Origin of the sequence: Microbulbifer agarilyticus S89 (assembly GCF_000220505.1) — a bacterium.
Taxonomy (GTDB): Bacteria; Pseudomonadota; Gammaproteobacteria; order Pseudomonadales; family Cellvibrionaceae; genus Microbulbifer; species Microbulbifer agarilyticus_B.
The window spans coordinates 1-18203 of the sequence record NZ_AFPJ01000021.1; the positions used below are offsets into that span (position 1 = coordinate 1).

Annotated in this window: 13 protein-coding genes; 9 read left to right on the forward strand and 4 right to left on the reverse strand. The window is 56.4% G+C overall.

The window, feature by feature from the left end:
* The 3 genes from AS89_RS17035 to AS89_RS0106105 all read right to left on the reverse strand — a co-directional run.
* On the reverse strand, positions 1-825 hold an 825-nt coding region (locus AS89_RS17035), incomplete at its 3' end, for an arginine deiminase family protein (protein WP_010131567.1).
* Between the two features lie 13 nt (positions 826-838).
* Entirely contained in the window at positions 839-2272 is a 1434-nt protein-coding gene (locus tag AS89_RS0106100; RefSeq protein WP_010131568.1) for a basic amino acid/polyamine antiporter, read from the reverse strand.
* Between the two features lie 109 nt (positions 2273-2381).
* Positions 2382-3674, reverse strand: coding sequence for a hypothetical protein (locus AS89_RS0106105; protein WP_010131569.1), 1293 nt, complete (start codon positions 3672-3674; stop codon positions 2382-2384).
* A gap of 241 nt (positions 3675-3915) precedes the next feature.
* Here AS89_RS0106105 and AS89_RS0106110 point away from each other — a divergent pair, with 241 nt between their 5' ends.
* The 5 genes from AS89_RS0106110 to AS89_RS0106130 all read left to right on the forward strand — a co-directional run bounded on the left by AS89_RS0106110 (position 3916) and on the right by AS89_RS0106130 (position 13152).
* Positions 3916-5265, forward strand: a complete 1350-nt coding sequence (locus AS89_RS0106110; RefSeq protein WP_010131570.1) for an efflux RND transporter periplasmic adaptor subunit — start codon at positions 3916-3918, stop codon at positions 5263-5265.
* A 96-nt stretch (positions 5266-5361) separates the two neighbouring features.
* Complete coding sequence (locus AS89_RS17040) at positions 5362-8523, forward strand: efflux RND transporter permease subunit (protein ID WP_010131571.1); 3162 nt, start codon at positions 5362-5364, stop codon at positions 8521-8523.
* A 108-nt stretch (positions 8524-8631) separates the two neighbouring features.
* Entirely contained in the window at positions 8632-9258 is a 627-nt protein-coding gene (locus AS89_RS17045) for an NUDIX hydrolase (protein ID WP_010131572.1), read from the forward strand.
* A gap of 66 nt (positions 9259-9324) precedes the next feature.
* Entirely contained in the window at positions 9325-11154 is a 1830-nt protein-coding gene (locus tag AS89_RS0106125) for an ABCB family ABC transporter ATP-binding protein/permease (RefSeq protein ID WP_010131573.1), read from the forward strand.
* A 255-nt stretch (positions 11155-11409) separates the two neighbouring features.
* Positions 11410-13152: a dipeptidyl-peptidase 3 family protein gene (locus tag AS89_RS0106130; protein ID WP_010131574.1), complete on the forward strand. Its 1743-nt coding sequence runs from the start codon at positions 11410-11412 to the stop codon at positions 13150-13152.
* Positions 13153-13236: 84 nt separating this feature from the next.
* On the opposite strand, the gene AS89_RS0106135 is transcribed toward AS89_RS0106130, so the two are convergent.
* Complete coding sequence (locus AS89_RS0106135; RefSeq protein ID WP_010131575.1) at positions 13237-14316, reverse strand: DUF389 domain-containing protein; 1080 nt, start codon at positions 14314-14316, stop codon at positions 13237-13239.
* 404 nt (positions 14317-14720) lie between these two features.
* Between AS89_RS0106135 and AS89_RS0106140 the strand changes: the two genes are divergently transcribed.
* Genes AS89_RS0106140 through AS89_RS0106155 form a run of 4 tightly spaced genes read left to right on the forward strand, consistent with a single transcriptional unit; the run spans position 14721 to position 18105 of the window.
* Positions 14721-15062, forward strand: a complete 342-nt coding sequence (locus tag AS89_RS0106140) for a DUF3302 domain-containing protein (RefSeq protein ID WP_010131576.1) — start codon at positions 14721-14723, stop codon at positions 15060-15062.
* A gap of 12 nt (positions 15063-15074) precedes the next feature.
* A complete protein-coding gene (locus AS89_RS0106145) occupies positions 15075-16229 on the forward strand; it encodes an HlyD family secretion protein (RefSeq protein ID WP_010131577.1) in 1155 nt (384 codons plus the stop codon).
* An 8-nt stretch (positions 16230-16237) separates the two neighbouring features.
* A complete protein-coding gene (locus AS89_RS0106150) occupies positions 16238-17677 on the forward strand; it encodes an efflux transporter outer membrane subunit (protein ID WP_010131578.1) in 1440 nt (479 codons plus the stop codon).
* On the forward strand, positions 17674-18105 hold the full coding sequence (locus tag AS89_RS0106155) for an ion channel (RefSeq protein WP_010131579.1): 432 nt from the start codon (positions 17674-17676) through the stop codon (positions 18103-18105). The genes AS89_RS0106150 and AS89_RS0106155 overlap by 4 nt, the downstream gene beginning before the upstream one ends.
* Positions 18106-18203: the final 98 nt, after the last annotated feature.

An 18203-nucleotide genomic window follows, 5' to 3' on the forward strand; every position in this document is an offset into this window, starting at 1 on the left:
CATGGCGGCGACAATCACTTGCTCCGCCGCGCCTTTTTCAAACAATGCGGTAGCCAGTTGCGAGATGCCCTGTCGCGATGTGCGTTCGCTCATACCGATAAGCACAACGCCGTTTCCCACCGGCATGACATCGCCACCTTCCACCGTCGCGAGCCCAAAATTCTTATCTGGATCTCCCCACCAGAACTCGAAGGTCTCCTTGGTGAACATTGGATGGAATTTGTAAATAGCGGTGGTGAGGAAGGTTTCCTCTTTGCGTGCCGGCCAGTAAAGGGGGTTGAGGGTGACTCCGCCGTAGAGCCAGCATGTGGTGTCGCGTGTATAAAGGGTATTTGGTAGCGGCGGCAGTAAGTATTCAGTCGCGCCATGGGCCTCGCGGGCAAGCTCCATAAAGTCCGATTTGGAGAATTCGTCCGGCAAGTCGATTACCGATAGACCACCGATAAGGTACTCCGCGAGCTCTCGAGGTTCGAGGCTTTCCAGATAGCCCCGGGTATCTTCCATCATGCCCAGGCCCACGTTGTTGGGCGTGACCTTGCGATCAAGCAACCACTTGCGCGCTGCCGGTATCGCGACGGTCTCGGCAAGCAGGTTATGCATTTCAACCACGTCAATGTCGAAGTCGCGCATCTTGGTCATGAAGTCGAAATGATCACGCTTCGCGTTTTGTACCCACAGGACATCGTCAAACAGCAGATCGTCGCAGTTGGTCGGTGTCAGGCGAGTATGCGCGAGACTTGGAGCACACACCAACACTTTGCGCAGTTTACCCACCTCCGAGTGCACACCGAGGGTGGCGTCAGGCTTTGCCTTGGAACTGGCCATGAAGGTTCTCTCTCTACAGGACAATGGCACCGGTTATCAGTGCGTAGATGCCGACAATGGCACCGAGCAAGATCAGGGAAAAAAGTAAAGTTTCTTTGCCGGTGAATATGCGTTGCTTCACTCCGCGCCGCGCCAAAACAAAAAGTAATGTGCCCGGGGCAAACAGGATGCACGACAGTAAAGCGTACTCGAGTCCGCCGGCGAGAATCATAAAAAAGGTATACAGTGTTGCGAGCATACCAATGACCCACTCGCGCCTGCGTACTCCCGGTGCGTCGGACTCATAGGTCTCGCCGGTGAACGCTAGTTTTAGTCCATAGCCTGCGACCAGCAGGTAAGGAATTAAGGTCATGGAGCTGGTCAATTCCAGTGTCAGGTCAAAAGCATACTGGGCGAAGATGGTAAGAATCAGGAAAAGTTGTACCAGGGAGTTGGTCAACCACAGCGCGGTAGAGGGCACGCCATTTTGGTTTTCGTAGCCAAAGGCCTTCGGTACCAGATCGTATTTTGATGCGGTGAACAGCGCCTCCGCACAGAGCAGTGTCCATGCGAGATAGGCTCCGAGGACCGAGACAATCAACCCGGCACTCACGAATACAGCGCCCCAGGTGCCAACCACCGCCTGTAATACACCGGCCATTGAAGGTTGACGCAATTCCGCTATCTCGGGTCGCAGCATTACCCCGTAGGGCAGTAGGGTAACGAGAATCATCAGGCAGAGTACGCCGAGAAAACCCATCACGGTTGCCCAGCCGACATCCGCGCGATTTTTCGCATAACGCGAGAATACGCTGGCACCCTCCACACCGATAAATACAAAGACCGTAACCAGCATTGTGCGGCGCACCTGCCCCAGCACATCGTTCATGTCATAGTCGCCACCGCCCCAAAAGTTATCAATGAACAGGTCTTTCTTGAAGGCAACGGCGACAATAATTATGAATAGGATAATTGGAATTATCTTGGCTACGGTAACGATCTTGTTAATTGCCGCCGCCTGTTTAACCCCGCGTAAAATCATAAAGTGGATGGACCACAAGATAATTGAGGAGATGGCGACTGCGGGAATGGTGTTGCCCTCACCAAAGGCTGGAATGGCTGCACCCAGGGTGGATTTGATAAGTACGAAGTAGGTGGTGTTGCCGAGGCAACTGCCCGCCCAAAAGCCGAATGCCGCCATGAAACCGATGTAATCGCCGAAGCCGTCTTTCGCATACGTAAAGATACCGGCATCGAGGTCTGGCTTGCGTATCGCGAGCGTCTGAAAAACGAACGCCAGCATTAACATACCGGTACCGGCGATACCCCAGGCAATCAGGGCGCCGAAAGGCCCGGTCGCATTGGCGAAGGTTGCAGGAAGGGAAAAAATGCCGGCGCCAACCATTGAGCCGACCACCATTCCCATCATGGTCGTGCGCGTCAGATTTTGTTGGGGCTCAGTGCTCATATGGACTCACGGCGGATTAATCGCTGTGTTCAGTGTAGTTGTGGCGCTGAATCTGGCATCTGGTTCGTCGAATCTGATTTGTTATGAATCGCGTTGTGGATATAGCGAATTAGTTTCCAGTCGCTCGCAATGTACGAATCTGTCCAACGCTTGCCAGCGTGAAGTAGCCATACAGTCCAATGATGGATATTGCATAGGCGATTGCGGCACCGGTGGCGCCAAGCCTTGGCACCAGGATCAGTAACAGCAATACCTGGCCGACGGCCGCGGCGGGCATAGCGGGAAAGATTCGTCGACTCTGCCTGGTGTGCTTGAGGAGGATTGGTGATACGCCCATCGCCACGCTGGCGGAGGTGGCAAACGCCAGGATGCGGAATGCTGTTGCACCTTCGGTGGCAAAGCTCGGGCGAAATAGTCCGAGTATTTCCTCTGCGAATGTCAGTGATAGTGCAAGATACAGCGAGAGCGCTGGCACCAGCCAGTACAGGCGTTGCCTGAGCAGGCGCCCAATCGCCGCGTATTTTTTTTGCTCCAGGATGATCGATAATTCTCGCGCGTAGAGTCGATTGGTTGCGGCGGCCAGAATTGTGGCGAGTGCCGCGGTGGCAATTGCAGCCGCATAGGCCCCGGTGACGGCAGCTGAGGGCTGCAGCCAGTCGAGTAAGATAATGGCGATATGGGCAATCACACTCATTGCCAGCCGATACAGCCAAAATGGCAAGGTATCGCGGCGCCAGCAATCAGTCATTACCCGTTGCGTATTCCGCGTTGCCTCCAGCGGCCATGCTCGCCTAAGCCAGAGTGCTGACAGCATGAGTCCGATGCACCAGGCTGCCAGCCAGCAGGCGATGCCGGAAGCGCCTGTTGGGTACACCGGGCTGAGTAACACGCAAATGATAAGCAGCAGCGTGATTAACGGTACGACAAGGTGGGTGACTGCGGCCGCTTGTACCCAATGTCCCGTCGCGCTGATCGCCGCACACAAAAAATAGGTCGCCACACCGAATGGTAGGGCGAGCAGGCTGTAGTGGATCGCGGTGAGAGTATCTTGTGAATATTCGCGTAGGTTATACGCCCACAGCCATGTGGCTAGGGCTACGATCCCGGAGCCAATCATCAGGCGAGTCAATGCAAAACAGATATAGCGGTATGCGTGGCCGTACTGTCTTGCCGCAAACTTTCCCGGGATGAAACGCAGTGCATACTTGTCCAGGCCCTGGGAGGTAAGTGCAAGGATCAACAGGAATACCGCAGCAGCAAGTACATAGCTCTCATAGTTATCAATAGAGAGGCTGCGTGCCAGCAGTAAGTTGATCAGGAAGATGGTGCCGTGCCCCAAAAAAGCGATGAGCGCCAGTTTTCCAACTTCTGCGAAATGTGCCCGCTTGGATGAGATCAACATTGGTTTGCATGTTCTCGCTGCAGGTTCTTGCTGCTGGTTTTTGTAGCCGCGCGTGGAACACTCTGGTCAAGTACTCCTGTGCCACAGTTTAGGCGGCGATGGGATTTCGGTTTTTCTATGGCTAACGGTATTTCAGTGCGTCGCTTTTTGACGCTCATTTATTCCCAGCAGGCAACTTGGGGGAGTGCGCCATCTATAGTTGAAAAATGAGTTTCAGTGCAATTCGTGTTGTGTGTAGCTGATGTTTAAGCTTTTTCCCCTGCCATTGGTGGTCGTTGTTTCCCTGGCGTTGGCTCTTGTCGCATGCGGGGACCGGGGTAATGAAGAGCCGCCTGCCAAAGCACCACCGGTAGAAGTGCTCGCTGTGCGCAAACATCAGGTCGTCCCCCGTTATGAATATGTCGGGCGGGTAGAGGCGACCGATGAGTTCAAGGTACGGCCACGGGTCGAGGGCTACATTGAAAGTCGCGATTTTGTGGAAGGGCAGTTGGTGCAAAAGGGCGAGCTGCTCTATCAAATCGACCCCAAACCCTATATCGCGGCACTGGATAATCAGCGAGCAAACCTCGCCCAGGCCCGCTCAGCGTTGCGTGTCTCCGAGCGCAACTATCGCCGTGGATTGCAACTTGTGAAAACCGGCGCCATCAGCCAGGTGCAGATGGATGAGCTCACCGGCAAGTTTGAAGCAGCCGAGTCCACCGTGGCCGCCGCCCAGGCGGATCTCGAGGCTGCGCAGCTCAACCTTTCCTACACCCAGATCCGCGCGCCGTTGACGGGTCTGATTGGCCGCTCGGAATTCACCGAGGGTTCCCTGGTGGGGCCCGCCACCGATCCACTTACTTCGATTGTGCGCATGGACCCGATCTACGTCACCTTCGAGGTGCCGGAGAATCGCCTGTTTGCGGTGCAGGAGGAGCAGGAACGCCGCCGGCAGACGGGTGAGAGACCCGTCGAGCGGGAAATTCAAATCAAGCAGCCCGACGGCAAGTTTTATCCTTACCCCGGCATTATCGTGTTTATCGACAACCAGATTGACCAGGCGACCGGTTCTGCTCTGGTGCGCGCGCGTTTTCCCAACCCCGAGCGTTTGCTCGTGCAGGGGCAGTTTGCCCGGGTGGTGATCAGTGTATTCGCCGGCGCTGATGCCATCAAAGTGCTGGTACCGCAAGCCGCAGTGCTGGAAGACATGCAGGGGCGTTTCGTGTACGTGGTGGACGATAACGACATCGCTCACAAACGCTATCTGGAGCTGGGGCAGCGCGAGAATGAGTTGTGGGCAGTGGAAGAGGGCCTCAAAGCCGGTGAGCGGGTCATTGTGAATGGGCTGCAGCGGGTGAGTCCCGAGAAACCGGTCACCCCACAAAATTCGGCCCTCGACCCTTACAAAGATCTCAAGGTGGAGAAACCACCGCAGGTGGAAAGCCCGCTGGAGCAGATTCGCGCGGGCGATATCCCCGCGGAGGAGCGGCGCGAAGCGGGTGCACGCGACGGTGCGGATATCGAACAGCTGCAGGAGGAGATGCGCCGCGGCGCAGAGGGCGAGGGTAAGGAGAAATCCAAAGAGTCCGACGCCTATTTTGATGGTAAATAGTTACCGGCTAACCGTGACGGTCGGCGATAAGTGACTGCCGACTAATTGCCGACTATCGGAGAGTGAATAGCACACCAGTGAACAGGGAAAGCGCTAGTGATTAGCGCGACGTTTATCCGCCGTCCACGCTTCGCGCTGGTGATCTCTATTCTGATCTCCCTGGCGGGGATCCTCTCGTTACCACTACTCCCTATCGCCCAGTATCCAGAAATTTCCCCGCCCACGGTGGTGGTGACTGCCAACTACTCCGGTGCCAGTGCCGAAGTCATGCGTGACAGTGTTGCGATTCCCATTGAGGCACAGGTCAATGGGGTGGAGGGCATGACGTATATGACCTCCACCAGTAGTAACGACGGTACCTACAGCCTCACGGTGACATTTGAGAGTGGTTACGACGGCGACATTGCTCAGGTAAACGTGCAGAACCGGGTGCAACAGGCCACACCAAGCTTGCCTGCTGAAGTGAACCGCAGTGGGGTCACCGTCGAGAAAAAGTCCAATACCATCCTGTTGGTGGTAAATCTCGTCTCCGAGGGGGGGGAATTCGACTCCCTGTTCCTGTCCAATTACGCGGAGATATTTATCCGTGACGAATTGACGCGAATCGATGGCGTCAGTGATGTGGATATTCTTGGGTCCCAGCAATACGCCATGCGCCTGTGGCTGAATCCGGACAAGATGGCCGCGCTGGATGTGACGGCGAATGATGTCATTGCCGCGGTGGAAGCCCAGAACCTGCAGGTGGCCGCGGGCAAGATCGGTGCGCCGCCGATTCGCTCGGATCAGCAGTTTCAATACAGCATCCTCGCCGAAGGCCGTTTAGTGGACGCAGAGGAGTTTGAGAATATCAGCCTCCGCTCCTCACCCGAGGGCGCTATCGTGCGCATGAAGGATATCGCGCGGGTGGAACTGGGCAGTGCCAGTTACAGTGCCTTTGGTGAGCTGGACGGCAAGCCGTCCGCGGTTATTGCCGTGTATCAGCTGCCCGATGCCAATGCCATGGATGTGGCGACCAATATCCGCGCGAAAGTAGACACCCTGGCAGAGCGTTTCCCCGATGGCCTGCAGGCCAAGATTATCTACGACACCACCACTTTTGTTAGTGAGTCGATCAAGGAAGTGGTCATCACACTGGTCATCGCACTGCTGCTGGTGATCATTGTCGTGTATGTGTTTTTGCAGGACTGGCGCGCAACCCTGATACCAGCCATTGCCATTCCTGTGTCGCTGGTGGGAACCTTTGCGGTGATGCTGGCCCTCGGGATGAGCATCAATACGGTGACGCTATTTGCGCTGATCCTCGCCATTGGCATTGTGGTGGATGACGCGATTATTGTGGTGGAGAACACCCAGCGGCTCATGGGTGAAGGGCTCGCGCCGAAAGACGCGGCGATGGAATCCATGCGCGAGGTCACCGGCCCGGTGGTCGCCACCACGGCGGTGCTGTTCGCGGTGTTTGTGCCGGTCATGTTGATGCCGGGGCTGACCGGTAAAATGTATCAGCAGTTTGCGATCACCATTGCCATATCGGTGTTTATTTCCAGTGTGAATGCACTGACCTTGAGCCCGGCGCTAAGCGCGATCTTGTTGCGCCCACCCAAGGACGATGGTGGGCAGGGCGAGAATAGCCGAGGCATCTTCGGCTTTTTCAACAAATTTCTGCATGGCGCGACAAACCTGTATGTAAAAATCGTACGTTTCTGTGTGCGCAGGCCACTGATCGGGCTTGGAACGATTTTTGGATTGAGTGCCTTCTGTTTCTGGCTGTTTTCCGCTGTGCCCACTGCCTTTATTCCTGACGAAGATCAGGGCTATTTCATGATGAATGTGCAGCTGCCCGATGGCGCATCACTGGAACGCACGACACCGGTGGTGAGGAAGCTGAGCGACGACATTCGCCAGTTGGATGGCGTGGCGCATGTGATGGCGGTGCCCGGATACAGTTTGCTGTCGAACAGCCTCGCTTCCAATACGGCGTTCATGATTGTGATCCTTCATCCCTGGGATGAGCGCGAGGCACCAGAGTTAAATCAGTTTGTCATCCTCGACAAGGTGCAAAAAATGGGTGCCGCGGTGCCCGAAGCGCAGATCCAGGCATTTCCCGTGCCCGCGCTCCCGGGTTTGGGCACCATAGGTGGCTTTGAATTTGTGCTGGAGGATTTACAGGGGCGCGAAATCCAGGAACTGGCGGGCGTGCTGTACGCGGTATTGGGCGAGGCGAATCAGCGCACGGAGATTGCCCAGGCATTTACCACTTATCAGGCGGCCTCACCTCAGCTTGAACTCGAAGTCGACAAAGACAAGGCACATATTCTGGGATTGCGGCTATCGGATGTGTATCTCACATTGCAGACGTATCTGGGTAGTTATTACATCAATGACTTTAACCGTTACGGCAAGGTGTTTAAGGTATTGGCGCAGGCCGATGCGCAATTTCGCGATAGCGAGGACGACCTCACCGGATTCTTTGTGCGCGCCAACAGCGGCGGGCTGGTACCGGTCAGCTCGGTTGCCGAAGTCGCACCCGTGGTCGCTCCGCAGACGGTACAACGCTACAACATGTATAACAGTGTCACCATTAATGGTGGACCGGCGCCGGGCTATTCCAGCGGCGAGGCCATGAATGCCATGGAGGAAATCGGCAAGCAACTGCCTGAAGGCTACGCCTATGAGTGGACGGGGCAGAGCCTCGAAGAAATCAGTGCCGGTAACCTGGCCCCAATTCTGTTTTCATTGGCCGTACTGTTTGCCTACCTGTTTCTGGTGGCCCAGTACGAGAGCTGGAGCATCCCGATCGCGGTGCTGCTGGCGATCCCGGTGGCGATTTCCGGTGGCCTGTTTGCCAACTTTGTGATGGGGCATAACAACGACCTCTACACACAGATCGGCCTGGTATTGCTGATCGGTATTTCCGCCAAGACTGCGATCCTGATGGTGGAGTTTGCCGCGGTGCAGCGTGCATCAGGCAAAAGTATTGAAGAGTCGGCACTGGAGGCTACACGCCTGCGTTTCCGCGCGGTACTGATGACGGCGCTGGCGTTTGTGCTGGGAATCTTCCCGTTAGTGGTGGCCACTGGCGCAGGTGCAGCAAGCCGGGTGTCCCTTGGGCTTGCGGTATTCGGCGGTATGCTTGCAGCAAGTATTGTTTCTACCTTCCTGGTACCAATTTATTTTGCGCTGGTGCAGTCTGTGCGGGAGAAGTTAACTGGCCACACGGGTTCTGGCGGCCAGGGAGAAAGTGAAGATTCTGCGACCTGAGCCGTTGTAGAGCAGCTGTAGAGTAGCTGTAGAGCAGCGCAATAACGCGGTATAGTGTGTTTAGAGCGGTAGGCAGGAGTACGCCGGTACGGCGCAAATCGTACAAGCATGTTGGATCTTATCGAAAAGCGTTTCGCTAAAATCAAAGACGAGCTGCACGCACGGGTGCCCAGCGGCTCCAACCTGCATGGTCATGCGGCGGTGTTGCTCGCGCTGACCGATGAAGAAGACCCGCAGGTCATTTTGACCCTGCGCTCCCAGCATCTGTCCAGCCACTCCGGCGAAGTGTCGCTTCCCGGGGGGCGTTGGGACGATACCGATCCTTCCCTCGAATATACCGCACTGCGTGAGACGCACGAAGAAATCGGCTTGCCTGCAGATCAGGTGCGCGTGCTCGGCCCGCTGTGGACACGCACTACCCGCTGGCAGGTGGAAGTCACCCCCTGGCTCGGTATCGTGCCCGCCAACGCAGCCCTGACGCCAAACCCCGGAGAGCTTGACGCGATTTTCCGCGTTCCCCTGTCGTGGTTTTTCGATGATCCGCGTATTCGCACCGACCGTATTACCATCGATAAGCGCCGTATCTATTTGCCCGCCTATAAATACCAGGGCTATGAGATCTGGGGGTTTACCGCCGGGGTTCTGACAGAATTCCTGGTGCGCGTACTGGATGCACCCATTGGGCGCAGAGATGACGTGCCCGTCCGGGCCCTGAGTGAGAACCAAGACTCGTAGCGAAGCGCCCGCAACCGTGAGTGGGGCAATTGGGTATACTGCGCGCCTGATTGACCGAGATTGCCCATGCCCAGACCCAAGTCCGCGGTCGCTCTGGAGGATGTACACTGGAGCGCCCTGAAAACCCTCTTCCCCTACCTGTTAGAGTTCAAACGCCCGGTAATACTGGCGCTGATGTGTCTGGTGGGCGCCAAAGCCGCCAGTGTTGGCCTGCCGTTCCTGCTGAAGCATATCGTGGACGACCTGGACCAGGCCGGCGGCGTGGCCGCGGCGATCGCCCTGCCATTGGGGTTATTGCTCGCCTATGGATTCGTGCGTTTCGCCTCGGTCCTGTTTGGTGAACTTCGCGATACTATTTTCGGCCGGGTAACCGAGCGCGCGCAGCGTCGTGTTGGGCTGGAAGTGTTTCAGCACCTGCACAAGCTCGATCTCGACTACCACCTCAACCGCCGCACTGGCGGTCTGTCGCGGGATATCGAACGCGGCAATTCCGGCATCGGCTTCCTGATGCGCTTCATGGTGTTCAATATTGTGCCAACCCTGGTTGAGATTCTGATGGTGGTGGGTTTGCTGTGGTGGAACTATAACGCCAGCTTTGCCCTGCTGGTGTTAGGTGCGGTGGTCGCTTACATCAGCTTTTCCGTCGTCGCCACAGAGTGGCGTACGCGCTTTGTGCGCGAACTAAATCAGGCCGAATCCCAGAGCAGCAGCCGCGCGGTCGACAGCCTGCTGAATTACGAGACCGTGAAATATTTCGGTAACGAGCAGCATGAGGCGCAACACTACGATCACGAGCTGGCCGCCTGGGAGCAGGCGCGGCGCAAGAACCGCTTGTCGTTGTTTGGGCTGAATGCCGGCCAGGCCTTTATCACGGCCGCCGCCATGTGTGGCGCTATGGTGATGGCAGCGGTCAACGTCACCAATGGCACCATGACCATTGGTGATTTTGTCCTGATCAACGCCGTCATGATGCAGATCTTTATCCCGCTGAACTTTCTCGGTTTTGTGTACCGGGAGATGAAAGGTGCCCTGGCCAATATCGAAAAGATGTTTTCCATTCTCGACGTCAAGCCGGCGATCGAGGATGTTCCGTCGGCTGCGGACCTCGACGTACAACAAGGCGGTATCGAATTTCGCGATGTGCATTTTGGCTATGGTGCCGACCGTGAAATCCTCAAAGGGGTCAGCTTTCGTGTAGCGCCTCGGGAAAAGGTTGCGATTGTTGGCGCCAGTGGCGCGGGCAAGTCGACGTTGTTCAAGTTACTGTTTCGATTCTACGACGCTACCGGTGGCAGCATCCTGGTGGATGGGCAGGATATTCGCGAAGTTGGGCAGGATTCCCTGCGCCGGAACATCGGTGTGGTGCCCCAGGATACGGTGCTGTTCAATCAGTCAATTCATGAGAACGTGCGTTATGGTCGTGTCGATGCCACTGATGAAGAGGTGGCAGATGCCATCCGTCACGCGCAGCTCGACGACTTCATCCGCCAGCTGCCGGAAGGTGCCGGTACTGTGGTGGGGGAGCGCGGCTTGAAGCTCTCCGGGGGCGAAAAACAACGTGTGGCCATTGCCCGGGCAATCCTAAAGCACCCACCGATTATGGTGTTTGACGAGGCGACTTCCAGTCTGGATAGCCACTCAGAGCAGGGTATCCTGCGTGCGTTACAGGAAATTTCTCAGGAGCAGACCACGTTGGTTATCGCGCACCGCTTGTCCACTGTGGTGGATGCGGACCAGATTCTGGTAATGGATCAGGGGCGTGTGGTGGAGCAAGGGAATCATCGGCAGCTCATCGAAGCTGATGGCCACTATGCCGCCCTGTGGCGCATGCAACAACAGGAGCGGGCCCGCGAACAGGGACCGGAAGCTGCGACAGCCTCACCTGGCTCGCCCTGACATCTTTGCCCTTGCATCACACCCGGATACCTCACCCTGATACCTCGCCCGGATAGTGCGCGGATAGAGTACTGTCACTTGTTGGCGTGAATTGTGTTTTCTCTGGCCAGTTCACGCCACGCAAATTTCTTAATTTGCCCATAATTGCAGTCGAATATTCGGTGCCGTGCGCAAGCCTCCAATACGGTGGACATCTTTACACACCATATTTAATGTGGCGCGCACAAATAACGAAAACCCTGGGCGTGAATCTGCATGAAACCTGTACTCTTTGCTGCGTCGGCTCTGGCGCTTGTCCTTGCTGCCGGCTGTTCTTCCGGTGATAAATCCTCCACCACCAAAAAGCAGGACGCGCCTGCCGAAACGACGGCACAACAGGCTGTGGATCCAGCGCAGCAAGCCGTGCAGCCCGCCACCGGCCCGCAGGCGGGCGGTATCGCAGAAGGCGTGGACCCTTCCCGTTTCAATATTTATGCACCGGTGGAGCTAAATGCCGACCTGTCCTCCCTGTCGGACAACCAACGTCAGCTGATTGGCAAACTGATCGATGCGAGCAAGATCATGGATCAGTTGTTCTGGTTGCAGTCTTACGGTCCGGCGCAGGAATTGCTCAGTGGTATCGATGACAGCGCCGCGCGTAAATTCGCTGAAATCAATTATGGTCCCTGGGACCGCCTGAACGACAACAAGCCGTTTATTGCCGGCTATGGGGATAAGCCGCTGGGTGCCGAGTTCTACCCGGAAGACATGACCAAGCAGGAGTTTGAGGCCTGGCAGCAGCCCGGCAAAGACGGCCTCTACTCACTGGTGCGCCGCGATGAAAGCGGCAAACTGACCCTCATTCCATACCACCAAGCCTACAAGGCGGAGCTGGAAAAAGCGGCCACGCTATTGCGTGAGGCAGCCGCGCTGGCGGAAGATGCCGAGTTTGCCGGCTACCTGAAGTTGCGTGCCGATGCACTGCTAGACGACGAGTTCCGCGCAAGCGATATGGCGTGGATGGATATGAAGAGCAACCGCATCGACGTGGTGATTGGTCCTATCGAAAACTATGAAGACCAGCTGTTCGCCTACCGCACCGCCTACTCTTCTTACGTATTGTTGAAAGACATGGCGTGGAGTGAAAAACTGGCGAAGTTTGCCGCGTTCCTGCCGGAACTGCAGCGCGGTTTACCGGTGGACGAAAAGTACAAATCGGAAACCCCGGGCACCGACTCTGACCTGAATGCCTACGATGTTCTGTACTACGCCGGTGACAGCAATGCTGGCTCCAAGACCATTGCGATCAACTTGCCAAATGACGAAGAAGTACAGCTGAAAAAAGGTACTCGTCGCCTGCAGTTGAAAAATGCCATGCGCGCAAAGTTCGACCAGATTCTGGTACCGATCGCGGGAGTGCTGATCGCCGAAGATCAGCGCAAGCACATCACCTTTGATGCCTTCTTTGCCAATACCATGTTCCACGAAGTGGCGCATGGCCTGGGGATCAAGAAGACGGTAACCGATGGCGCCAATGTGCGGCAGGTACTGAAGGAAACGTCCTCTGCGCTGGAAGAGGGCAAGGCAGATATTCTCGGCCTGTACATGATCACTGAACTGCACGGTAAAGGTGAACTGGAAGACGGCGAGCTGATGGATAACTACGTGACCTTCCTGGCCGGCATCTTCCGCAGCGTGCGCTTCGGTGCAGCCAGTGCCCACGGTAAAGCGAATATGATGCGCTTCAACTTCTTCAAGCAGGAAGGCGCCTTCAGTCGCGATGAAGCTTCTGGCCTGTACAGCGTGGACTTTACAAAAATGCAGGCAGCGATGTCGAAACTGTCCAGCGTGATCCTTACTATTCAGGGCGATGGGGACTACAAGAAGTCCAAGGCTCTGCTCGAGGAGATGGGTGTGGTGAGCGCCGAGCTACAGGCCGACCTGGATCGATTGAAAGCCGCGAAGATCCCTGTCGATGTGACCTTTATCCAGGGCAAGGAAATTCTTGGTATTCAGTAAGCCCGAATCTTCTGGGCCTCTGTAAAGCACAAATAAAAAGCCCCGCCAAGTGCGGGGCTTTTTATTCGGTGTTAGAGCAATAACTTAGTAACCACTGCTATCCGTTGCTCCAGGCGATCCGGAAACCTCCAGGTCCATTCCTTGGCTGCGAAGTATGAGCTCGGGTATGACCCCAATTTCGAGCTGTACGGGCCTCTCGGCCAGCTCCCCCATACGTCGTTGCAAAGCATCGGCGAACTCCTGGGTAATTACCTTTGCGCCATCCACCACATCGACGCGGATCACTATGCTGTCCTCATCAAAACGCGTGGTGATACTGGTAAAGCGAATTTCAGCGTCCGTGCCGATGATCTCATAACTTTCGGAGATCAATGAGCGCTGGACCATATTCCGCACCAGCAATTCCTCCAGCCCGTGCGTCAGGGAGGGGACGACCACCAGAAGGCTGATAAACGCACCTGCGAGTGCCGCGATCGCTTTGGGTTGCTTGCGAAAATACTGCAGGAAAAAAACCACCGTTGCCGCAAACGCAATTCCCACCAGGTTGGTAAGAAACAGGATAAACGGGCGTTTCGCGCTCAGGTAATCCCAGGCGACACCGACCTCGATACTGGCCTCGTTATCCAGCGCCAGCGCGATGCCTACCGTGCACAAAGGCGGGACCAAGGCTACGGCAATGGCGATTCCCGCCAGGGTTGCAGAGGTACTAGAGCGGGTGAGGGTATAGGCAGCCGCCGCGCCCGCGGCAATGGCCACGTCGAGGTCGAGCATGCTCGGGCGCATGCGCGCGACAATTTCCGGCCCCGCCATCTGATAGCCAATGGTATGGGTCGTCAGGTATGCGATTACGATACACAGTAGGCTTCCGGAAACCGCTATCAGCGTCGAGCGCAGTATCAGGTGCCCGTTCCAGGAAACGACGCCGAAAGCGAGAGAGATGATCGGTGCCATTAATGGCGCCACCAGCATTGCGCCGATAATCACCGCAGCACTATCCGCGAGCAATCCCAGCGTCGCGATGACGGTGGACGCGGTCATCATTAGATAGAAGCTGAGCGATGGTACCGAGCCCGGAATAATTAGGTCGTGGGCATCTGCCAACGGCAGGGGTTTTTCGATATAGCGTCGCCAGTCCGTGTGTGGCTTTTTCTCCGGCTCTGCCATGAAATGGTCCAGCGTGAATTTGGCTCGATAGCGTTGTTAGGTAAGCGCAGCTGCGATTTTCACGCCAATATGCAGGTGTTATGCGGCTGCAATACGTCACTGTGATCAGTATATGTTGCCTGCGTTGCATTGCACTGATCTGGTCGCTGGTGAATACGTCAAAGCGTGTCGGCGAATCCCCCTTTCTTGAACACTCGAGTGCCAGTCGTCACCGTGCTGGCAGCGCCTGGGCGCCAGTACTCTACAATCTCATGGACGCCTCCCAAGAGCACTTGAAGGAAACTAGTTCAAGTTAAGTGCAATCCTTTGAGTAAGAACTCTTGTGTAGCCTTCTGCGTGGTGCATGTTTCGGTAACAACATAATTTCTCTGCGCCCGGGTTGAGCCGGCAGAAGAGGATTTTCGATGGGATTCAAGCTTGATCACTGGGACTACCTGACCTTCCTCGTCATCATTGGCGCCTGCCTGTGTATTCTCGTGATTTTGCTGTGGGTAGCTGGGCTGCCTGGGCGCATTGCCATCGCCCGCAAGCACCCGGATGCGGAGGCGGTGCGCATCATGGGGTACGCAGGTTTCCTCGCCGTGGTGCCCTGGATCAATGCGTTTATCTGGGCATTTAAGCCCACCGATACCATCGATATTCGCCGTTTACCTGAAGAAGAGGCGCGCGCAATCGACGAGAACATTGCGCGGTTGAAGGGGGGCGACACCAACTCCAACACCAAGCATGGCGACGCAGACGCTTAAGGGGCGGCACTAATGCTGTTGGGCTTCGTCATACTGTTCGTCTACATCGTCGCCGTCTGGCTGACGTTCTTCAAATTCAAATGGATGAAGTTCAATATCGCCTGGGGCATTGTGTCTCTGTCGGTTGGCCTGCATCTGTTGCTGATTTTTCTGATTGGACTGCGCTTCATTACTCCGTATTCCACCAATGCCCGCATGATCCAGCACACCATTCAGCTGACCCCGCGCCTGAATGAGCCGACACTGGTGACCGATGTCTTGGTGGAGCCGAATGTATTGGTCAAAAAAGGCCAGCCGCTGTTCCAGTTTGACCGCCGGCCTTACGAATACAAGGTGCGGGAATATGAGGCGGAACTCGCGAAGGCCAAGCAAAATGTAAAGGTGCTGGAAGCGGACATTCAGCTGGCGTCGCAGAAGGTAGTGCAGAAAGAGGCCGAGCTGGTGTATGCACGCTATGAACTTGCGCTGTCGGAGAAACTCGCGCGCACCGGTGCCGGGCCGCAGGAGGATGTGGAAAAATGGAGCGCCCGAGTCGTTGCCAGTGAAGCGGGTATTCGCGAAGCGCTGGCCGAAGTTGAGCGGGCGGAGCTCGAATATAACTCACGCATTGATGGCGTGAACACCACTGTGGCCACGGTGCAGGCGAAACTCGATCTGGCCCAGTTCTATCTCGACAATACCCTGATGACCGCGCCGGAAGACGGCCACGTGATGAATTTGCAGGTGCGCCCGGGCATGGTAGCCGGTTCATTTCGTATCGGTGCCATCGCCACCTTTGTGTGTGAATCGGACCGCTATCTGCTGGCGAATTACTTTCAAGAGAACCTGAAGCATGTGCAGGAAGGGCAGGTGGTGGAAGTCGCGCTGGACCTCTATCCGGGGCAGATTTTTACCGGCAAGGTAGAGGCCATTTGGCGTGGCAGTGGCCACGGCCAGTTGCTCCCCAGTGGCAAGTTGCCCAAGTTTCATTTCCGGCCGCTGGAGATGCCGCAGGGCCAGTTCGTGGTTGCCATCCGTATGGACGGTGACGACCAGTCCAAATTCCCCATCGGCACCCAGGGGCGCGCGGCCATTTATACCGACACCTCCAGCGGTTTTGTCATTCTGCGCAAGATCGGCATCCGTGCCTATTCCTGGGCAAACTACCTGTACCCCTTCGCCGGATGAGTTGCCGTATGCATCCGCTCGTCCTCTCATTCCTGACACTAGCGTTATGCCTGGTTGCGCAGGCCTGCGCGTTGCGCACGCCACCGTCGCCGGTAGAAAACCTCAATGCGGCACTGCCACCGGAGACCGGTGTACCTCTGGAGTGGGTCGCGCGCACCAGTAATTTACCCGTTGTGGATAACTGGCTTGGTACCTTCGATGACCCCACATTGAGCGCACTGGTTGCGGAAGCCATGGCCAACAATCTGGATTTACACCAAGCCATAGCCGACGTGGAGATTGCTCGGCAGCTGGTGGTAGTAGCCGGTGCCCCGCTGAAACCGCAAGTGGGCGGAAAAATCGGCGCCAAGCGGACCCACGACTTCGGTGACGATGAGCGCTTCAAGCATACCTTCGGTCATACCATCGCCGGGCTCGGGGTCACCTGGGAGATGGACCTGTGGGGCAAGTTGCGCGCGAATCGCGCGGCCGCCATCGCCGATTACGAGGCCAGTGAGTTTGATCTCGTGTACGCGCGCCAGTCCCTTGCCGCAACGGTAGCGCTGAACTGGTATCTGGTGACCGAGGCATTGCAGTTGATTCAGCTTGCGGACGACGCTGTGCGTATTTATACCCAGCTGTTCGAGCTCTCCGAAGTGCGTAATCAGAGCGGCAAGAGCTCGCAGCTAGATGTGGTGGATGCCCGTGCGCGCCTGCAAAACGCGGAAAGTGAGCGGGAAAAGGCCAAGATCCAATATGGCGAGCTGGTGCGCATGCTTGAGGTATTGCTGGGGCGTTATCCAGCGGCGGAACTGCGTGGTGCCGAGAAATATCCGCCGCTGCCACCGCCAGTATCGGCGGGGTTACCGGTGACGCTGTTGGAGCGCCGTCCGGATGTTATTGCGGCTGAATATCTGGTGCTGGCGGCCTTTCGTAAGGAGGAGTCCGCGCGCCTGACACTGTTGCCAGACTTTTCTCTGGAGCTCACCGCCGAACGTCTTGGTGATCACTTGTTGAAAATCCTTCGCCTGAGTCCGTACTGGGCGTCGGCGGAAGTGGGCGCAACTATTCCGATTTATGAAGGTGGCGCCTTGTGTGCATACGTGCGGATCGCCACTGCGCAGCAGGCGCAGGCTGTGGCCAATTATGGCAGCGTCGTATTGAATGCGTTTCGCGAGGTGGAAACCCTTTTGGCCAGTGAATCACTGCTCGCCAGCGAACTGTATTATGCGCAGCGTGCACTGCAGGATCGCACCCGGGCAGTGGAAATTGCCATCGAGCAGTATCGCGCGGGCAAGCGCGATTTGCTGTGGGTGGGGGAGCTTCAGGCAGAGCAGTTGCTGGTAGAGTCAAATGTAATCCGCCTGCGCAATGCGCGTGTTGCTAATCGAATCCGTTTGCACCTGGCACTGGGCGGGGGCTTTGACGCGGTGGCACTGGCAGCCCCAATCCCCGGAGGCAGTAAATGAGCCACCGACCACATGTGCTTGCCACGGCGTTAACACTGGCGGTAACCACGTTTCTGTTTCACGCTGCGGTATTACTGGAACTTACCCATCATATGTCGGGAGTGCATCAATGGTTTGCCGAGGTGCTGGGCAGCGGTAGAGCGGACACCGTACTGGTCACACTCTGTTTTGTGTCGCTATTCATTACCCACGTCATTGAAGCCGCGCTGTGGGGTTTGTTTTTCTGGCGTAAGCGCCTGGTGCCAAACTTTATTGAAGGGGTGTACTTCGCCGCGTCGTCGATTACCGCCCTGGGATATGGTGATGTGGTGCTTAGACCACCCTGGCGCATGCTGGGGCCACTGCTGGCCATCAATGGCTTGCTCATTTTCGGATGTTCAACGGCGTTTCTGTTTTTGGTGCTGCAGAAGGTTTGGGGCACGGTTTAGCGGTTGGCTACCGCGCTATTTTGGCTTGATACCTGTTTGTTTCACCCCGTTACGACTTTCTTGTCAGTTCCGAATCTGACTAGTCTTGCGCGTGCTTA